The organism is Providencia sp. (genome assembly GCF_040396775.1).
Classification (GTDB): domain Bacteria; phylum Pseudomonadota; class Gammaproteobacteria; order Enterobacterales; family Enterobacteriaceae; genus Providencia.
On record NZ_JBEBNT010000026.1, the window covers coordinates 33,495 to 51,103 of the forward strand.

Genomic DNA, 17,609 nt, shown 5'->3' on the forward strand with positions numbered 1-17,609 from the left:
TCATTTTTTTGGGAAGCGCTATGTAAACAACAAATCATTTACTCGTTATCTCGTTTTTTTTAAGCGAGATTTTCCTCTGTACATGTATGGAGGATATTTATGAAAATCGTACTGAGGAAGACTGAATTAGGTTTTACATTGGTAGAGATTTTAATTGTGCTATTTATTTGTTCTTTAACTGTTTTTTCAGGGCTACATTATTGGGAGAAATACATTGAACAACAAAGGCTTATTGATACAGCGAGGCAAGTGTCTGAGTTTATTTACCATCATGTAAAAGAAGGCATTTATTTAAATCGACATCAAACTCTTTCCGTTAGTTTAGGGAAAGCTACTTGGTGGATGTCCATCAAAGATGCAAACACCCGCCAAGAAGTAGGGAAAATCACGTCTGATAAATTTCAGGGAATTGAACTCGCTAAATCAACGAGAACTTTCGTTGATTTATATGGGAAGCAAGGAACTAGCCGCGCATTTAGTTTTCAGTTAAAGAATAAAAATGACGCTATTTCTGTTTACATGTCTGCTTTAGGACGGGTTAGAACGTGTTCATATCACAGTGTGGCTGGGGTACCTAAATGTTGATCCCAATAAGTTGCTTAAACAAGACAAAGCAAAGGGGATTTACGTTAATTGAAATGTTGGTTGCGATGGCGATAAGTAGTCTTATTTGTGTTGCTGCTATGAGTAGTATTCCGTCAATCTTTAAGGAGACATATCGAGCTTACTTTCAATATCAATTAGATAAGGAGGTCAGGCAAATTTTACTAAATATGGAAAAGGATTTTATGCGGATTGGTTTTTGCAGCTCTTCTAGCTGTCTTGGAGAGCCAATAGTGATTAGTGCTAAATCGTTCAGTGAGGGAAGAAATACTTGTATCATTTTTGCCTATGACCAAGATTTATCAGGCAAATGGGTTGATGTTAGGTCAAAAACAACTGAGACAGATTATTTTGGCTATCGGTTAAATAATGGAAAGTTAGAGTCAAACAGGAATGTTAGGGATTGTAGCGGAATACGCTGGCAGTCATTGTTTGATGTAAAATTGGTGACTGTAAAAAAATTATCCTTTAATTGGCTTATGAATATTCAACTACTAGAAGTAGTTATGAGTGTAGAAACAAAGTTATTACCTAGACAGGTCTTTGATTATCGAATTGCCGTGAAACTTAGGAATTTATAATGGTAAAAATGGACAGCCAAAGAGGTAATATTGCTTTAGTAATGACTGTTGTTTTAATGACAATGGGCTTGTTATTAATTAGCTCTCTCCATTTTTTTCAAAGACGGGCACAGGACGAGTGGCACAAAGAAACGAAATATTATAATGAGTTTAATCGGGCTGAATCGGCATTGGCATGGGGGCTAACATTATCTTGGGAAATGAACACAAAGAAAAAATGGGTTTGTCAGCAGAATGCAACACAAAATTGGACAAGTTGTTTAAAGCTTTATAGTCGTTCAACTTCTATTTTATCGGGTCAAAGCCCCTATAAAGATGGCTTAGATATAAAAGTGTATCAATTGGTTGAGTGGGATGCACTGAAACAGAAAATTATTCCTCATAAGAATGGCTGGTTAGATTATTGTCCAGTTAAACAAAAAGGATTTTGTTTGTGAAAATACATCAACAAGGGTTTGCATTAATAGAATCAATGGTTGCTATGGTAGTTTTTGCCATCTTACTTATCGCTTTGTTAAACTATACACAATATATCGTATTGAATTTTAATCAATTATATAAGAGTTCAATGGTTGTCAGAGGATTGCATAGTGTATTAGAAAAGCAACGCCTACCTACCGATGGAATTTCAAATACGGAAAGCTCTTTCATTGATACAGATTTGCGATACTCTGTTGGGAAGATTGAACAAAGTCACCGCTACCCAGCGGAGTTTTGCACTGAGTTGATGGTTTCATTACTTATTTCTAGGCAGCGGCTTTCGCTCAGCCGTTGGTATTGCTCAATAGGAGAGCGTCATGTTTCAAGTCTATCATTCTAACCAATTAGATTTGTTAAAAGATCTCATTGCCCACTTAATGAAAAATGAACCTCTATCTCATCCTTTTGAGCAAGAAATCATCTTAGTGCAGAGCCCTGGGATGTCTCAGTGGTTACAGATTGAACTCGCAAAACAATTTGGGATTGCCGCGAATATTAACTATCCGTTACCAGCTACATTTATATGGGACATGTTCAGGCGTGTGCTACCTGATATACCGAAAGAAAGTGCATATACCAAACAAGCAATGACATGGAAATTGATGACAATTTTACCCAAGGTTATTGATGAGGAGGAATTCGAACCATTAAGGCATTATTTGCAGCATGATACAGATAAAAGAAAACTTCATCAGCTTGCAGGCAGGGTTGCAGACCTATTTGACCAATATTTAGTTTATCGGCCTCAATGGATTGAAAAGTGGCAACAAAATGAGCTAATAGAAGGACTCAGTACCAATCAGCTATGGCAAAAAAGGCTGTGGTTATGTCTTGTTGAATACTCAAATGAATTAAACCAATCACCTTGGCACCGCGCTAATTTATACGAAAATTTTATTGGTAGACTAAAAAGTACACCTTCTTTAGGGAAAATGCTTCCTAAACGTATTTTTATTTGTGGGATCTCATCACTACCACCTGTTTATCTTCAAGCGTTGAATGCAATTTCGGAACATACTGATATCCATCTAATGTTTAAAAACCCTTGTCGTTATTATTGGGGGGATATTCAAAGTGCCTCTTTCTTAGCTAAGCTACAACAAAGAAAACTACGTCATTATCTTGATAAACATGAGATATCACGTTTTAAAATTGAAGAGCATGTACCTCATTTATTTAATGATGATGGTGAGCAGGATATCGTTAATCCGTTACTAGCTTCGTGGGGAAAACTGGGGCGAGATAATTTATATTTTATTTCTCAAATTGATACAGCGAATGAAATTTCTGCTTATGTTGATACCAATAGAGTAAGCCTACTAGAAAATATCCAGCAAGATATTTTAGATCTTGAAAATCACGCACAGCTTGGAACGACATTAGAAAACTATGAGACAAGCCAAGGAAAAGGGCTAATACATAAAGGGGATGATTCTATTTCGTTCCATTTGTGTCATAGCGCCCAGCGTGAAGTCGAAGTGTTGCAAGATTATCTGTTGTCTATCTTTGAAGATGACCCATCATTAACACCAAGAGATGTGATTGTTATGGTGGCAGATATCGATAGTTACGCCCCCTATATTCAGGCTGTCTTTGGAAATACATCATCTTCACATTATATTCCTTTTTCTATTTCTGACAGGAAAGCATTACAAGCACATCCAATTTTGCAAGCGTTTATCACGTTGCTAGATTTGCCTCAAAGCCGATTTTCTACAGAACAAGTGCTTAGTTTACTGGAGGTTAAGGCTTTTTCTCAGCGTTTTGGGATCGATGAAAGTGAACTAAGTTTGCTACGACGTTGGGTGAATGAGTCAGGGATCCGCTGGGGGCTTGACGATGACAATGTACGTTCATTTGCTTTACCTGTTATAGGGCAAAATACGTGGCAGTTTGGCTTAAGTCGAATGTTATTAGGTTATGCCATGGATAGTCGAAATGGCCCATGGAATGGTATCTTACCTTACGATGAGTGCAGTGGTTTGGCAGCTCAGCTAGCAGGAAAATTGGCTTTATTAATTAATACATTAAGAGAGTGGCGTACAGTATTAGAGCAAGAGCGGCCGCTTGATAAATGGAAAGAGCTTTGTCAGCAACTTATTGATAGCTGCTTTAAGGTTGATAGTGAAACAGAGCTGGTTTTGGTTCTTTTAACCGAACAGTGGCATCAAATCATCGAAAATGCTATGGAATCAGGTTATGACAAACCTATTCCACTTCGTTTGATCAGAGACGAACTTTCAGTACGCTTTGATGATGAAAAAATTAGTCAACGCTTTTTAGCTGGAGCTGTTAACTTTTGTACACTGATGCCAATGCGCTCTGTTCCATTCAAGGTAGTGTGTTTGCTGGGTATGAACGATGGTGCTTACCCACGAAGCATTCCGCCATTAGGGTTTGATTTAATGGCAGAAAAACCAGCGAGAGGAGATAGAAAGCGTCGAGATGATGACCGTTACCTCTTTTTAGAGGCACTTAACTCAGCAACTAAGCAGCTCTATATTAGCTATATCGGGCTTTCAATTCGTGATAATCAACCATGTAATCCATCTGTCTTAGTGACGGAATTACTTGATTATATTTGCCAAAGTTTCTGCTTGGAAGGTGATGAGTTACTCAATATTGATGACAGTTCTAAGCAGTTAAAATCCCATCTGGTTACCCTGCATACCCGAGTACCTTTTGCAAAAGAAAACTATCTTCCTCAAACACCTTATCAAAGTTTTGCAAAAGAGTGGCTACCAGCGGCTAAGACAACTGAACGGGTAGAAAACTCTTTTTGTTTAGTTCTCAAAGATCCTGAAGAGGAAATTACACATATTTCCTTAGAGCAGCTTTTACGTTTTTATCGTCATCCTATTCGTGCATTTTTCCAGCAACGTCTGAAAGTACATTTTTCAATTGAAGAAACTGAGCTGCCTGAAGAAGAGCCTTTTATTCTTGGGCGTTTACAACGCTATAAAATTAATGATCAAATTTTAGATTTGCTTGTCAAAGAGGAAAGCCCTGATCCTTTTTATCATGCGCTTAAAGCATCGGGGCAATTGCCTGCAAAACAATTTGGTCAGCTTTTTTGGGAACAGCAACTGAATGAGATTGTTCCATTAGCTGAAAAAATAAAAGATTATGAGGTTCAGCTATTTGATTATCCAATAGATTGTGAAATTGAAGGGATCAAAATTACAGGGCAGCTTAAGAATGTTCACGAAACAGGCATGTTACGTTATCGACCAGCTTACCTAACCGCGAATGATGGAGTCCAGCTATGGATTGAGCATCTTTTTTTTAATGCTCAAGTTGGTGAAGGGGAAAGTGTTGCATTGGGGCGTGATAACAGTATTTGGCAGTTTTCATCCATTGAAAAAGATGATGCATTAGGTTATTTAAAAAGCTTAGTAAAAGGTTATTGTGAAGGGCTAAACACCCCATTAATTCTTTTAAACCAAAGTGGCTGGAATTGGTTAACGGCTTGTTTTGATAAAAAAACGAAGCAATATGATTTCTCATCAGAAGAAAGCCAACAAAAAGCATTATCAGCCTTAATTCAAAGTCTCCAAGGGAGTTCGATGAAAAAAGGCGAGATGGAAGATGATTACGTGTTGAGGGCTTGTAGAAACTTGAATAGTACAATGATTCAATCGCTGTTACAGAATACACAGCGTTTTTTACAACCAATGACTAAATATTTAAAATAACGGGAGTGCATTATAGGATGCAATATTTATCCAACAAGATCGCTCAGCTATTCTTATTATTCATAGTATTAGGGTGTGGTAGTGCTATTGCTGCTCAACCACTCTGGCAACTGTTACCTGAGACTATTAATAAGAGTGAGAGCGATCCTCGCGAGTATAAGGCAATAAAGCTGAGTAACGATATGACGGTTTTATTGGTTTCTGATGCTAAAGCAACCAAATCATTGGCAGCTGTTTCTATCCCTGTAGGAAGTATTGAAAACCCAGACAGCCAATTAGGGTTAGCTCACTATTTAGAACATATGGTATTGATGGGTTCTAAAAAATACCCTGAACCAAGTAGCTTTTCTGAGTTTTTACAAAAACATGGTGGTAGTCATAATGCAAGTACAGCACCACACCGTACAGCATACTATTTTGAAGTGGAGAATGGCGCTTTAAAAGAGGCGACTGACAGATTAGCTGATGCATTAGCAGAGCCACTATTAGATCCAACTAATGCTGATAGAGAGCGTAATGCAGTTAATGCAGAATTAACGATGGCTCGTTCTCGTGATGGAATGCGTATATGGCAAGTGCGTTCTGAAACACTAAACCCGCAACATCCAAATTCTCGCTTTTCTGGTGGTAACTTAGAAACGTTAAAAGATAAGCCCAACAGTAAATTGCAGGACGAACTTGTTGGTTTTTATAAGCATTATTATTCATCTAATTTGATGAATGGTGTTCTCTATGGTGATCAATCAATTGACTCTCTCGCTCAAATAGCGCAAGAAACATTTGGTCGTATTCCTAATTTTAATGCTAGTGTTCAGGCCATTAGTACTCAAGCGGTTACGGATAAAGAAAAAGGCATTATTATCCATTACGTGCCAGCTCAGCCGCAAAAAGCGATTCAAATTGAGTTTAGCATTAAAAATAACATGGCAGATTTTCGCAGTAAAAGTGATAGCTATATTAGTTACTTACTTGGGAATCGTAGTCCTGGAACATTAGCTGATTGGCTTATTTCACAAGGTTTAGCTGAAGGTATAAGTGCATCTGCATCACCAAATGCAGATAGAAATTATGGTTCTTTCTCTATCTATGTCACTTTAACGGATAAGGGGTTGCAGGAACGTGACCAAATAATTGCCGCTATTTTTTCCTATATAGATTTAATTAAAAATGATGGTATAAGTGAAAGTTACTTTGATGAAATTGCAAAAGTGCTTAACTTATCTTTTCGTTATGGTTCAGTTGTTAGGGATATGAACTACATTGAATGGTTATCTGACCAAATGATAGATGTCCCTGTTAATCATGTGCTTGATTCTGATTATATTGCGGATAAATATGATCCAGCCGCTATTAAGCAACGCTTATCAGAACTGACAGCGCAAAATGCGCGAATTTGGTTTATTAGCCCTGACGAGCCAAGCAATAAGAAAGCATATTTTGTCGAAGCGCCTTATCAAGTTGACCGAATCACGCAAAAACAGTTTGAAAACTGGAATAATTTAGAGTCTAAAATGCACTTTAAATTACCAGCATTAAACCCCTACATAGCGGATAAGCTGCCATTAATTAAATCGGAAAAAGACTATAAACACCCCGAGTTTATTTATCAAAATGGAAATACTCGTGTGTTATATATGCCAAGCCAATATTTTGCAGATGAGCCTAAAGCAAGTATTACGTTGTCTTTGCGTACAAAGCAGGGCGAACAAAGTGCGAAAGACCAAGTCACAGGGGCATTATTGCAATATATTTCCTCATTAAAAATGGATGAACTGCAATATCAAGCGTCAGTTGCTGGTATGTCTGTTTCTGTTTCTGTTTCGCAAGGTGTTGGCTTACAGCTCAATGCCAGCGGTTATACCCAACATTTACCTGAGCTCTTTTTGTCCATGACTAAGCTGTATTTAAGCTTTGAGCCAACCGAGCAAGAGTTAGCACAGGCAAAATCTTGGTATAAGGAACAAATTGCCGTTGCAAATAACGCAAAAGCTTATGAATTGGCAATGCAGCCCCTTCAGCGCATTAATAGCGTACCTTACTTTGAGCAAGAACAGCGCCTTGCAGAGTTGGATAAAATATCACTTAGTGATCTAACTAATTATCGTCAATTATTGGTGAAAAGCGCAGCATTACAGGCACTCGTTTTCGGAAATATTAATGAGTCGCAAAGCATCAAAACAATTCAGAATGCTCAAAAGTTATTAAATAGTGAGGGGACTGAATGGTGGCGTGGCGATGTGGTTGTTATTGATAAAAACTATTTAGCTGACTTCCATAAACAAGGGAATAGTTCTGATAACGCGCTTGCTGAAATCTTTGTCCCAGATGGCTATAGCCGTATAGATGGCGCAGTATTGTCAGGTATTTTAGCGAAGGTGATTCAGCCTTGGTTCTATGATCAATTAAGGACTAATGAGCAGTTAGGTTATGCGGTATTTGCATTTAAATCTGGCCTAGGCGATCAGTGGGGAATGGGCTTTTTATTACAAAGCAACGCTAAAACACCAGATTATCTTAATACGCGTTATCAAGCGTTTTATGCTCAGGCGTTAGATAAGCTTAAAAAACTACCAGCTGATGAGTTTAATCAGTATAAACAATCAATTATTACTGAAATGAACCAGCCACCGCAGACATTCTACGAAGAGCTAGGGCGTTATTCATCAGACTTTTCACGCAATATTTTTAACTTTGATACTCGTGATAAAGTGTTGTCAGCCTTAGGTTCGGCAACAAAAGAGCAAGTTATTGAATATTATGAAAATGCAGTCATTAAACGTAAAGGGCTAGCGTTAACATCTCAAGTTATTGGTCAAGATGTTAACGAGAAGTCTGGTTTTGCTCAACTGAAAGGCTGGGTGTTTTACCCAACAGCTTCAGAGCTACAAAAGATTTTGCCAATAAAGGAAGATGCTGAGTGAATAAAATGCAGGTAGAGTCCCAATTATTGAATGTATTTTCTTTGCCTCTAAGTGGACAAAGACTGATTGAAGCTTCGGCAGGGACAGGAAAAACATACACCATTGGTATACTTTATCTGCGACTTTTATTAGGTCTGGGGGGCGAAAATGCCTTTCCTCGACCGCTTAGTGTTGAAGAAATTTTGGTTGTGACGTTCACAGAGGCGGCAACGAATGAATTGCGTGGGCGAATTCGGCAGCGAATTCATGAAATGCGTTTGGTTTGCTTAAGAAATGGGGTTGGGTTTGAGTCTCAACCTGAGTATCTGGAATTGCTTGGTGAGCTTGCAGGTGAAGAGCAACTAAAATTTGCAGAAGAGTGGTTATTGGCTGCCGAACGGCAAATGGATGAAGCCGCCATTTATACTATCCATGGATTTTGCCAAAGAATGCTAGTGCATAATGCATTTGAATCAGGTGTACTCTTTGAGCAAACAATGATCCAAGATGAATTCCCGATTCAAAAACAGGCTTGTGCAGATTTTTGGCGCCGTCATTTTTACCCGCTTGATTACTCAATGACTAAGGTTGTGCAGTCCGAATGGAATGGGCCTGAGGCTCTGTTAGCTGAAATAAGGCCTTTCTTGCAAGGGGATATGCCGCTCATTATTAATCAGCCCAAGGTTCAAGAGTCATTGGAGGAACGGCACCAACGCTTGGTTTCTCTGATTGAATCAGTGAAATCCTCTTGGCGAGAAAATGCAGGGGATTTCGAAAAGCTAATTACAGACTCTGATGTTGATAAACGCAGTTATAGTTCTCGTTTTTTACCGAGCTGGTTAATAAAAATTGGACAGTGGGCAGAAGAAGTCACCCAAGATTATGACTTTCCTAAAGATCTTGTTCGTTTTTCTCAAACAGTATTACATGAGAAATCAAAAAGCGGCCAAGGCCCTGAGCATGTGGTTTTTCAGCAAATTGAGACGTTACTCACTCAGTCATTAACTTTAAAAGATCTTGTTATCCCATTAGCGATTTCAGAAGTTAGACAAACTATAACTGATGAAAAACATCGCCGCGGGGAGATGGGGTTTGATGACCTTTTAACGCGTTTAGACCGTGCGCTTAGTCATGATGGCGGAAAGTTCTTAGCACAGGCGATTAGCCAGCGCTTTCCTGTGGCGATGATTGATGAGTTCCAAGATACAGACGCACAGCAATACCGTATTTTTCAGCGGATTTATCAAGGTGTTGATAATACGGCTCTTTTATTTATTGGCGATCCAAAACAAGCCATCTATGCTTTTCGTGGTGCAGATATTTTTACCTATATTGAAGCGAAAAAGGAGGTTAGTGCTCACTACACATTAGAAACCAACTATCGCTCATCACAAAGTATGGTTGAAGCCATAAATCGCGTATTTAGCCATTGCCAATCACCTTTTATTTTTGAACAGATACCATTCCAGCCTGTTAATTTCGCACAACAAAATGCAGGGAAAAAACTGCTCCACAAAGGTAATGAGGTCAAAGCGCTCACTTTTTGGCAGTTAGATGCAGAGGCAGTCTCTGTATCTGAATATGAGCAAGCAATTGCAAGGCAATGTGCAGCGCAAATTGCACAATACCTACAAGGTGGGCTCGAAGGTAAAACGTACTTTGTGAATAATGAGCAACAGGTTGCGGTTTCAGCTTCAGATATTACCGTATTGGTACGTAGCCGCCGTGAAGCAATATTAATTAGAGATGCCTTAAATCAGTTAAATATTCCTTCGGTTTTTCAATCAAATAGAGAAAGTGTATTTTCAACCCCTGAGGCTAGGGATTTATTGTGGTTGCTACAGGCTGTATTGGCTCCTGAAAAAGAACGTGTATTACGAAGTGCACTCGCGACAGGGATTTTAGGGCTAACAGCTAAAGATATTGATGAGCTTAACCATGATGAAAAAGCATGGGAAAATCTCGTTGATGAATTCTCTCGCTATTCGACCGTCTGGCAAAAGCGAGGTGTATTGCCAATGCTAAGAATGATAATGTCACAGCGTCATATTGCTGAAACATTATTATCTGCAACTGATGGTGAAAGGCGGTTGATGGACGTTATGCATATCGGTGAGCTATTGCAGGAAATGTCACTTCAACTTGAAGGTGAGCACACACTAACTCGCTGGTTAGCACAACAAATAGCTCATCCCGACCACCAATCGGATGCGCAGCAGATGCGGTTGGAAAGCGATAAACACCTTGTTCAAATTAGCACAATCCACAAATCTAAAGGCCTTGAATATAAAGTTGTATGGTTACCTTTTGCTAGCAATTTCTTACCACAATCTAAAGGCTTATACCATGATAGAAATGATTATGGTACGAGGTTAGATTTAGAAGATAGTGACGAAACCGTTGCTTTAGCAGATGAAGAACGTTTAGCTGAAGACCTCCGTTTGCTGTATGTAGCATTAACTCGTGCTATCTACCATTGTAGTGTTGGTATTGCCCCGTTAATAAAGGGGAATAGAAAGAAGAGCGGCGAAACAGATTTGCATTTATCCGCACTTGGCTATGTTCTCCAAAAAGGAGAGGCTGGTGATAATTCGCTGCTAAATAGTATGTTAAGTGAGATCAGTAACGAAATTATTGATGTCATTTCGATTGAGCAGCTTGAATCTGAAAGATTAGTTCTCGATAAAGAAATGCATGATGATTTAATGGCTAGGGAGCTAACACGCTACTTTGACGATCACTGGCGAGTAACAAGCTACTCAGGACTGAGTTATGGGGCAAGTCATTCAGAAGATGAGCAAACCGTCTCTCCACTACAGTTTGCAAATTCATTGGCACCTAAAATGGATATCGAGGCTAGTATTGATATCGAGCAACAAGAAGACGAAAGCGGTAACAGCTTAACGCCGCATCAATTTCCTAAAGGCGCATCCCCCGGAACTTTTTTACATACATTGATGGAAGAAATTAGCTTTAGTGAGCCTGTATCACTCGACTGGTTAACAGAAAAGCTCGAAAGTTCAGGGTTTGATGTTGAATGGGCTCCCATGTTGCAAGAATGGTTAGAGGCAATCGTAAAAGCACCTCTTGCTGAGGACGGGCTCTGTTTATCTGCATTGCAGCCGCAAGATCAGCTAGATGAAATGCAGTTTTATTTGCCCATTGACGCCATTATTAATGCAAAAAATGTAGATAACATAACGCATGAATATGATCCGTTATCTAAGCGGTGCCCGCCATTGAATTTTGAAAAAGTTCAGGGAATTTTAAAAGGGTTTATTGATTTAACATTCTATTGGAATGGAAAATTCTATTTACTTGATTATAAATCGAATTACCTTGGTGAAGATGCATCATACTACACGCAAGAAGCGATGGCTGAAGCCATGATTGACCACCGCTATGATTTGCAATATCAATTGTATTCTTTGGCGCTACATCGCTATTTAAAACAACGTTTACCTGACTATGATTACGAAATGCATTTTGGTGGTGTGTATTATCTCTTTTTAAGAGGGATCGACAATGTTAATTCACAGAATGGTATTTTCTTTTATCGTCCAATAAAAGCATTTGTTAAAGCTCTCGATCAACTGTTTAGCGATACACTTGATAAGGAGGCATGCTAATGAAACCTCTTTTTAATCGAGGGATTGAAGAGCGAGTTTTTACGCCTTTAGATGTGCAGTTTGCTTACAGTATTGCTGATGAAAATAATCCCATTTTATTGGTAGTTGCTGCCCTTTTGAGTGCGGAAACCATGACAGGACATGTGTGTTTAGCGTTATCCGACGTGACACTTGAAAACCTGTTTTCAGGGAGACACCAAGAGCTTGCAAATGATTTTTGGCAAAAAATGGGGCAACCTGATAAAAAAACACTTTATCAAGCGATTCAAAATGCGCATGCAGTCTCTTTAACATCTGAAAATAGTCTTTCCCCATTATTGCTTTCGGAAGATTATTTATATTTCCAACGTATGTGGCAGTATGAGCAGTGTGTTGCGCATTTTTTCTCTAACACATCAGTAAAAAATAACCAGAATAAACAAATTCAACCTGTGTTAGATAGCCTCTTCCCTATTTTAGAAGACATTGATTGGCAAAAAATTGCAGCGGCAGTTGCTGTAACCAGCCGAGTTTCCATTATTTCTGGGGGGCCAGGCACGGGAAAAACAACAACGGTAGCACGCATACTGGCGGCTTTAATTAAGCTGGAAACTCGAACTGAACAACAATTAAAAATTGAGCTGGCGGCCCCAACAGGGAAAGCCGCGGCAAGGCTAACGGAATCACTTGGTAATGCGATGAAAAGCATGCCATTGACAGAAAAAGAGCGTGAAATTTTACCAAAGCAAGCAAAAACGTTGCATCGATTACTCGGAGCTCAACCTGAAAGCCAGCAGTTTCGTTTTAATCGCAATAATTTATTATCGTTAGATATCTTAATTGTTGATGAGGCGTCTATGGTTGATTTGCCTATGATGGCAAAGCTGATAGAGGCGCTACCTGAAAATGCAAAGCTGATTTTTCTTGGTGATAAAGACCAACTTGCCTCGGTAGAGGCTGGGGCAGTGCTGGGGGATATTTGTCAGTTTGCTGATATTGGCTATAGCCCTGAAAGAGCGAAGCAATTAACGGAAATTACAGGTTATTCACTTGGTGAATATTCGTCAGCCGAAGGGCCTGCTATTCGTGATAGTTTGTGCTTATTACGTAAAAGTTATCGTTTTTCAGAACAATCAGGCATTGGAAAACTCGCTTTTGCTGTCAACGAGGGTAATTCAACTCAAGCTCAAAAGTTGTTAAACCAAGAATTAGTGGATGTGCATAATTATGTACAAGAAACCACAGATGATTATGTGAAAATTTTACTTGATGCTTCAGCCTGTTATAAAGATTACTTACTTGCGGTGAAAGCAAATAAATCCCCTGAAGAGGTTTTAACTCAGTTTAATCAATACCGATTACTAGCCGCACTAAGAGAAGGGCCTTTTGGTGTTGTTGGGCTAAATGATAAGCTAGAGAAATTACTTCATCGGCAAGGGCTAATTAACCGGCCTTATAATCATTTAAATAAACATTATGCGGGGCGGCCTATAATGATCAGTCGTAATGATAGCCCATTAGGGCTGTTTAATGGTGATATTGGCATTATTTTACCTGACGAAGAAGGGGCGCTTAGGGCTTATTTTCAGTTTCCTGACGGGAGTACTCGAGGTGTTCAGCCAAATCGCCTTCCTTTACATGAAACGGCTTATGTGATGACGGTACATAAATCTCAAGGTTCGGAATTTACTCATACCGCATTTGTTTTACCCCAATTATATTCACCCGTTATTACTCGGGAGTTAGTGTACACTGCAATCACTCGAGCCAAAAAAGAGCTTTCCCTGTATGGCAATCCGAAAGTATTGCGACGAGCAATCGAAACGCCAACTAAGCGCCGTAGTGGGTTAACGAGACAGTTAGTATAACCATGAAAAGTGATAGCTTAGAAAATTAAACTACTTAACTTGTTAATAATAATGATTTAAAGGTAATGATATGGATAACCAGCAAGAGATGACCGCAGTAACCATTACGTTAAATGCGAGATTAGAACCTGTTAGGCGTGCAGACTTAGAAGATGCATTTGATGAAGTCATGAAAAGTCTGGATAAAGATATTCATGTCACGGGTGGTGGCACACTATTAGGTGATAATGGTGAAGCACAAGAATGTGATATTGAATTGGCCATTGCTGATGCAAGTGATGAAAATATTAGCATGATTATCCAGCTATTTACCTCAATGCTAGCGCCAAAAGGGTCTCGTTTATTTATCCATGGAGAGGATATTCGTATCGACTTTGGTGAGCACGAAGGTTTGGCCGTTTATTTTAATGGCACAGAACTTGCTGATGAAGTTTATGAAAATGGTGACATTAACGACGTTTTTGATGTACTAGATGAAGCCGTGGAAGATATCGGTAGTATTCATGGGGTGTGGGATGGCCCTACCGAAACAGCATTCTACTTTTATGGTAGCTCTTTTGCTGAAATGGAAGCGGCAATAAAGCCGCACTTAGATGCTAACCCACTTTGTGAAAAAGCAAGAATTGTACAAATTGCGTAATTAAATCGATATCAACGATTAATAAGATCCCCCAAATTAGACATCCATGCGTGATCTGGGGGTATTAACTGCACTAACCAACACTTATTTTATTGCAAATAGAGAACACTACTTATCAGATTGGCTCTTTAAATCTAAGATCAAAATTTTAGAGCGGCGCTGGTAGTTATATAAAGCTTGTTTTTTCAGTGGCAGCATCTCAATTTCTGCAGGGGTAAAACCGCGCTCTTGGAACCAGTGAATACTGCGAGTCGTTAATACGAATAATTTTTCTAAGCCTAATTGTTTTGCCTGTACTGCAACACGGTGAAGTAGCTCTTCTCCTCGAGCAGAACTGCGGTAATCAGGGTGAACGGCAACGCAAGCCATTTCCCCTAACTTTTCATCTGGATATGGATAAAGGGCGGCGCAAGCTATCACTAAATTGTCTCGTTCAATAATTGTGAATTTATCGATTTCCATTTCGAGTTGTTCCCGTGAGCGGCGGACGAGTATTCCTTGCTGCTCCAATGGGCGAATTAACTCTAAAATTCCCCCAATATCATTGATATTCGCGCGGCGGATTTGTTCAGCACTTTCCATTACGATTTGAGTACCGATACCATCACGAGAGAATAACTCTTGAATAAGTGAGCCATTTTCTTGGTAACTTAACAGGTGGCTACGACGTACTCCACGGCGGCAAGCTTTAGCTGCCCCCCGCAAGAAACGCACAGTTCCAGAGTAGTAATCTCCTTCAGACTCAAGTTCTTGGATTCGATTCTCTGCCTCATTAGGGAATAGTTCAGATAAGATATTGCCATCTTTATCTGCGACACCTTGAGATGAACAAAACCCGATCAGCTTCTCAGCCTTCATTTTTACGGCTAGCTGAGTCGCAATTTCTTCTGACGTGAGATTAAAGCTTTCCCCTGTCACGGAAACAGCAACTGGGCCAATTAAAACAATAGAACCATTATCTAGTTGATTATTAATGGCCTCTTCGTTTATTCGGCGAATTCTTCCACTGTGGCAGTAATCAACACCATCATCGATACCAAGGGGTTGTGCAATGACAAAATTACCACTGACCACATTAATGTGAGCGCCTTGTAATGGCGTATTACTTAAGCTCATTGACAAACGAGCGGTAATATCGAGCTGTAATGCGCCAGATGCCTGTTTAACATATTCAAGTGTATTTGAATCAGTCACACGGGTATGTTTGTGATAAACCGCATCGTATTTGTGCTCTGCTAGAATATCCTCAATTTGAGGGCGAGCACCGTAGACCACAATAATTCGGATCCCTAAACTATGTAATAAACCTATGTCATTGACAATGCTTGGGAAATTTTCATGCGCAATCGCTTCACCACCAAGCATAATAATGAAATTTTTGCCGCGGTGGGCGTTTATATAAGGTACCGAATGGCGAAACTCATCAACCAACTCGGTGCTGCGCTCTTTCATAACAACCCTCTTTAATGAATTTTTATTCGTTAATAATGTATTTTTATTCTTTTTGGCGAAAAATATCAAGTAAAAGATGGCATAAAAAAATAACAAATATATTTTTATGGGTTACATATCTTTAAATATAAATGTGTATTATTAATGACAGAGAGCACATGATTGGTTAGAGTGCTTATTTCTAGCCAAATAATTGGCTTATAGTCTAAAATCATTTTATTTTTCAGTTCTAGGTTCGGAATTATTGATGAGTCAGCAAGATCACAGCCCATCTAAGCGCCGTTTTATTCAAGGTGCCGCTGCAGTTATGTTACTGAGCGTCAGCCCATTCGGTTTTTCTGCTAATAGCAGCGTGATCGCTGTGCGTATTTGGCCTGCATCGAGTTATACCCGTGTAACGCTTGAATCAAGCGTTCCATTAAAGTATCGCCAGTTTGTGCTAAATAACCCAGAGCGGATAGTTGTCGACCTTGAGGGTGTACAATTAAATAATGTGCTCAAACAGATGGGAACCCAAATTCAAACGCGTGACCCTTACCTTAAACTGGTCAGGGTGGGGCAATTTGACCCTAAAACCGTACGCCTTGTTTTTGAAGTGAAAAATAAAGTAACTCCGCAATTCTTTACTATGTCGCCTGTTGGGGAGTTTAAACACCGCTTAGTCCTTGATTTCTATCCGGGTAAAGGTGTAGATACTAGTGATGATCCACTGTTAGCATTACTCGAGGACTACAATAAAGGTGACCTCGAAGAAAGTATGCCGGCACAAGCGAAAAAACCGGGTAAAGCAGGGACGGATCGCCCGATTATCATTATGATTGACCCGGGACACGGCGGGGAAGACCCTGGCGCGATAGGGAAATATAAAACGCGTGAAAAAGATGTTGTCTTGCAAATTGCACGGCGCTTGAAAGCATTGATTGATAAAGACCCTAAAATGCGTGCATATATGACGCGTAATGAGGATGTGTTTATCCCCCTTAAAGTTCGTGTCGCAAAAGCGCGTAAAATGCAGGCTGATTTATTTGTTTCAATTCACGCGGATGCATTTACTAACCGTTCAGCGCATGGCTCATCAGTGTTTGCATTATCGACTAAAGGAGCAACCAGTAACACGGCTCGCTACCTTGCTCAAACTCAGAATGAGGCCGACTTAATTGGTGGTGTGAGTAAAAGTGGTGACGTGTATCTTGACCACACCATGTTGGATTTAGTCCAGACGGCAACGATTAATGATAGTTTGAAATTTGGTGATGAAGTACTCAAACGTATGGGTAGAGTCAACCGATTACACAAAAACAAGGTTGATCAAGCAGGATTCGCAGTACTCAAAGCGCCTGAAATTCCATCAATATTAGTTGAAACCGCGTTTATCAGTAACCTAGAAGAAGAGCGTAAACTGAAGACAGCTAAGTTCCAACAACAGATGGCAGAGTCTATTTTTGAAGGGGTAAAAGCTTACTTCCGTAATGGTGGTGAGTTAGCGATCCGCAACTAGTTATTGAAAATAGTCAATGTAGAGGTGATAAGCAAAAGCGAGTCGCCTTTTTTATGTGAAGAATTTTTATGTGTGTAGAAATCGAAAAAAATGATTAGTGAGTATGGAAGAGTGTACTACTAGAGGAAGAAATTGGTTGCGGGGGCTGGATTTGAACCAACGACCTTCGGGTTATGAGCCCGACGAGCTACCAAGCTGCTCCACCCCGCGACTGAAGAAGTAAAAAAATTGGTTGCGGGAGCTGGATTTGAACCAACGACCTTCGGGTTATGAGCCCGACGAGC

The 17,609-nt window shown here is 39.6% G+C and carries 11 protein-coding genes and 1 tRNA gene; 10 read left to right on the forward strand and 2 right to left on the reverse strand.

Annotation, left to right across the window (positions count from 1 at the left end):
- Window positions 1-99 precede the first annotated feature (99 nt).
- From ABWP91_RS18615 to ABWP91_RS18655, 9 genes are all read left to right on the forward strand, one after another.
- Entirely contained in the window at window positions 100-585 is a 486-nt protein-coding gene (locus tag ABWP91_RS18615) for a prepilin-type N-terminal cleavage/methylation domain-containing protein (protein WP_353244500.1), read from the forward strand.
- On the forward strand, window positions 579-1,184 hold the full coding sequence (locus ABWP91_RS18620; protein ID WP_353244501.1) for a prepilin peptidase-dependent protein: 606 nt from the start codon (window positions 579-581) through the stop codon (window positions 1,182-1,184). The genes ABWP91_RS18615 and ABWP91_RS18620 overlap by 7 nt, the downstream gene beginning before the upstream one ends.
- Complete coding sequence (locus ABWP91_RS18625) at window positions 1,184-1,621, forward strand: YgdB family protein (RefSeq protein WP_353244502.1); 438 nt, start codon at window positions 1,184-1,186, stop codon at window positions 1,619-1,621. The genes ABWP91_RS18620 and ABWP91_RS18625 overlap by 1 nt, the downstream gene beginning before the upstream one ends.
- Window positions 1,618-2,004, forward strand: coding sequence for a type IV pilus modification PilV family protein (locus ABWP91_RS18630; protein ID WP_353244503.1), 387 nt, complete (start codon window positions 1,618-1,620; stop codon window positions 2,002-2,004). The genes ABWP91_RS18625 and ABWP91_RS18630 overlap by 4 nt, the downstream gene beginning before the upstream one ends.
- Window positions 1,982-5,359, forward strand: a complete 3,378-nt coding sequence (gene recC / locus ABWP91_RS18635; RefSeq protein WP_353244504.1) for an exodeoxyribonuclease V subunit gamma — start codon at window positions 1,982-1,984, stop codon at window positions 5,357-5,359. Before ABWP91_RS18630 ends, recC begins: the two co-directional genes overlap by 23 nt.
- Window positions 5,360-5,376: 17 nt before the next feature.
- The gene (gene ptrA, locus ABWP91_RS18640) at window positions 5,377-8,280 is read left to right on the forward strand and encodes a pitrilysin (protein WP_353244505.1); all 2,904 of its coding nucleotides are present in this window, start codon (window positions 5,377-5,379) and stop codon (window positions 8,278-8,280) included.
- A gap of 5 nt (window positions 8,281-8,285) precedes the next feature.
- The gene (gene recB, locus ABWP91_RS18645) at window positions 8,286-11,888 is read left to right on the forward strand and encodes an exodeoxyribonuclease V subunit beta (protein WP_502935825.1); all 3,603 of its coding nucleotides are present in this window, start codon (window positions 8,286-8,288) and stop codon (window positions 11,886-11,888) included.
- A complete protein-coding gene (gene recD, locus ABWP91_RS18650) occupies window positions 11,888-13,735 on the forward strand; it encodes an exodeoxyribonuclease V subunit alpha (RefSeq protein WP_353244507.1) in 1,848 nt (615 codons plus the stop codon). The genes recB and recD overlap by 1 nt, the downstream gene beginning before the upstream one ends.
- 70 nt (window positions 13,736-13,805) lie before the next feature.
- Window positions 13,806-14,375 carry a hypothetical protein gene (locus ABWP91_RS18655; protein WP_353244508.1) on the forward strand — a complete coding sequence of 190 codons (570 nt, stop codon included), beginning with the start codon at window positions 13,806-13,808 and terminating at the stop codon, window positions 14,373-14,375.
- A 108-nt stretch (window positions 14,376-14,483) separates the two neighbouring features.
- Here ABWP91_RS18655 and argA read toward each other — a convergent pair whose 3' ends face one another.
- Window positions 14,484-15,827, reverse strand: a complete 1,344-nt coding sequence (argA, locus tag ABWP91_RS18660; protein ID WP_353244509.1) for an amino-acid N-acetyltransferase — start codon at window positions 15,825-15,827, stop codon at window positions 14,484-14,486.
- Window positions 15,828-16,074: 247 nt separating this feature from the next.
- Between argA and amiC the strand changes: the two genes are divergently transcribed.
- Window positions 16,075-17,325 (forward strand): N-acetylmuramoyl-L-alanine amidase AmiC, encoded by a 1,251-nt coding sequence (gene amiC, locus ABWP91_RS18665; protein ID WP_353244510.1) that lies wholly within the window; start codon window positions 16,075-16,077, stop codon window positions 17,323-17,325.
- 133 nt (window positions 17,326-17,458) lie between these two features.
- Here the strand turns inward: amiC and ABWP91_RS18670 are convergent.
- Window positions 17,459-17,535: transfer RNA gene (locus ABWP91_RS18670), tRNA-Met, on the reverse strand.
- Window positions 17,536-17,609 lie beyond the last annotated feature (74 nt).

What these genes read in the sequence shown, in the direction of transcription:
- recD (WP_353244507.1), top strand. Translation starts at nt 11,888, where the DNA reads ATGAAACCTCTTTTTAATCGAGGGATTGAAGAGCGAGTTTTTACGCCT.
- ptrA (WP_353244505.1), top strand. Translation starts at nt 5,377, where the DNA reads ATGCAATATTTATCCAACAAGATCGCTCAGCTATTCTTATTATTCATA.
- ABWP91_RS18625 (WP_353244502.1), top strand. Translation starts at nt 1,184, where the DNA reads ATGGTAAAAATGGACAGCCAAAGAGGTAATATTGCTTTAGTAATGACT.
- recB (WP_502935825.1), top strand. Translation starts at nt 8,286, where the DNA reads ATGCAGGTAGAGTCCCAATTATTGAATGTATTTTCTTTGCCTCTAAGT.
- ABWP91_RS18655 (WP_353244508.1), top strand. Translation starts at nt 13,806, where the DNA reads ATGGATAACCAGCAAGAGATGACCGCAGTAACCATTACGTTAAATGCG.
- recC (WP_353244504.1), top strand. Translation starts at nt 1,982, where the DNA reads ATGTTTCAAGTCTATCATTCTAACCAATTAGATTTGTTAAAAGATCTC.
- amiC (WP_353244510.1), top strand. Translation starts at nt 16,075, where the DNA reads ATGAGTCAGCAAGATCACAGCCCATCTAAGCGCCGTTTTATTCAAGGT.
- ABWP91_RS18620 (WP_353244501.1), top strand. Translation starts at nt 579, where the DNA reads ATGTTGATCCCAATAAGTTGCTTAAACAAGACAAAGCAAAGGGGATTT.
- argA (WP_353244509.1), bottom strand. Translation starts at nt 15,827, where the DNA reads ATGAAAGAGCGCAGCACCGAGTTGGTTGATGAGTTTCGCCATTCGGTA.
- ABWP91_RS18615 (WP_353244500.1), top strand. Translation starts at nt 100, where the DNA reads ATGAAAATCGTACTGAGGAAGACTGAATTAGGTTTTACATTGGTAGAG.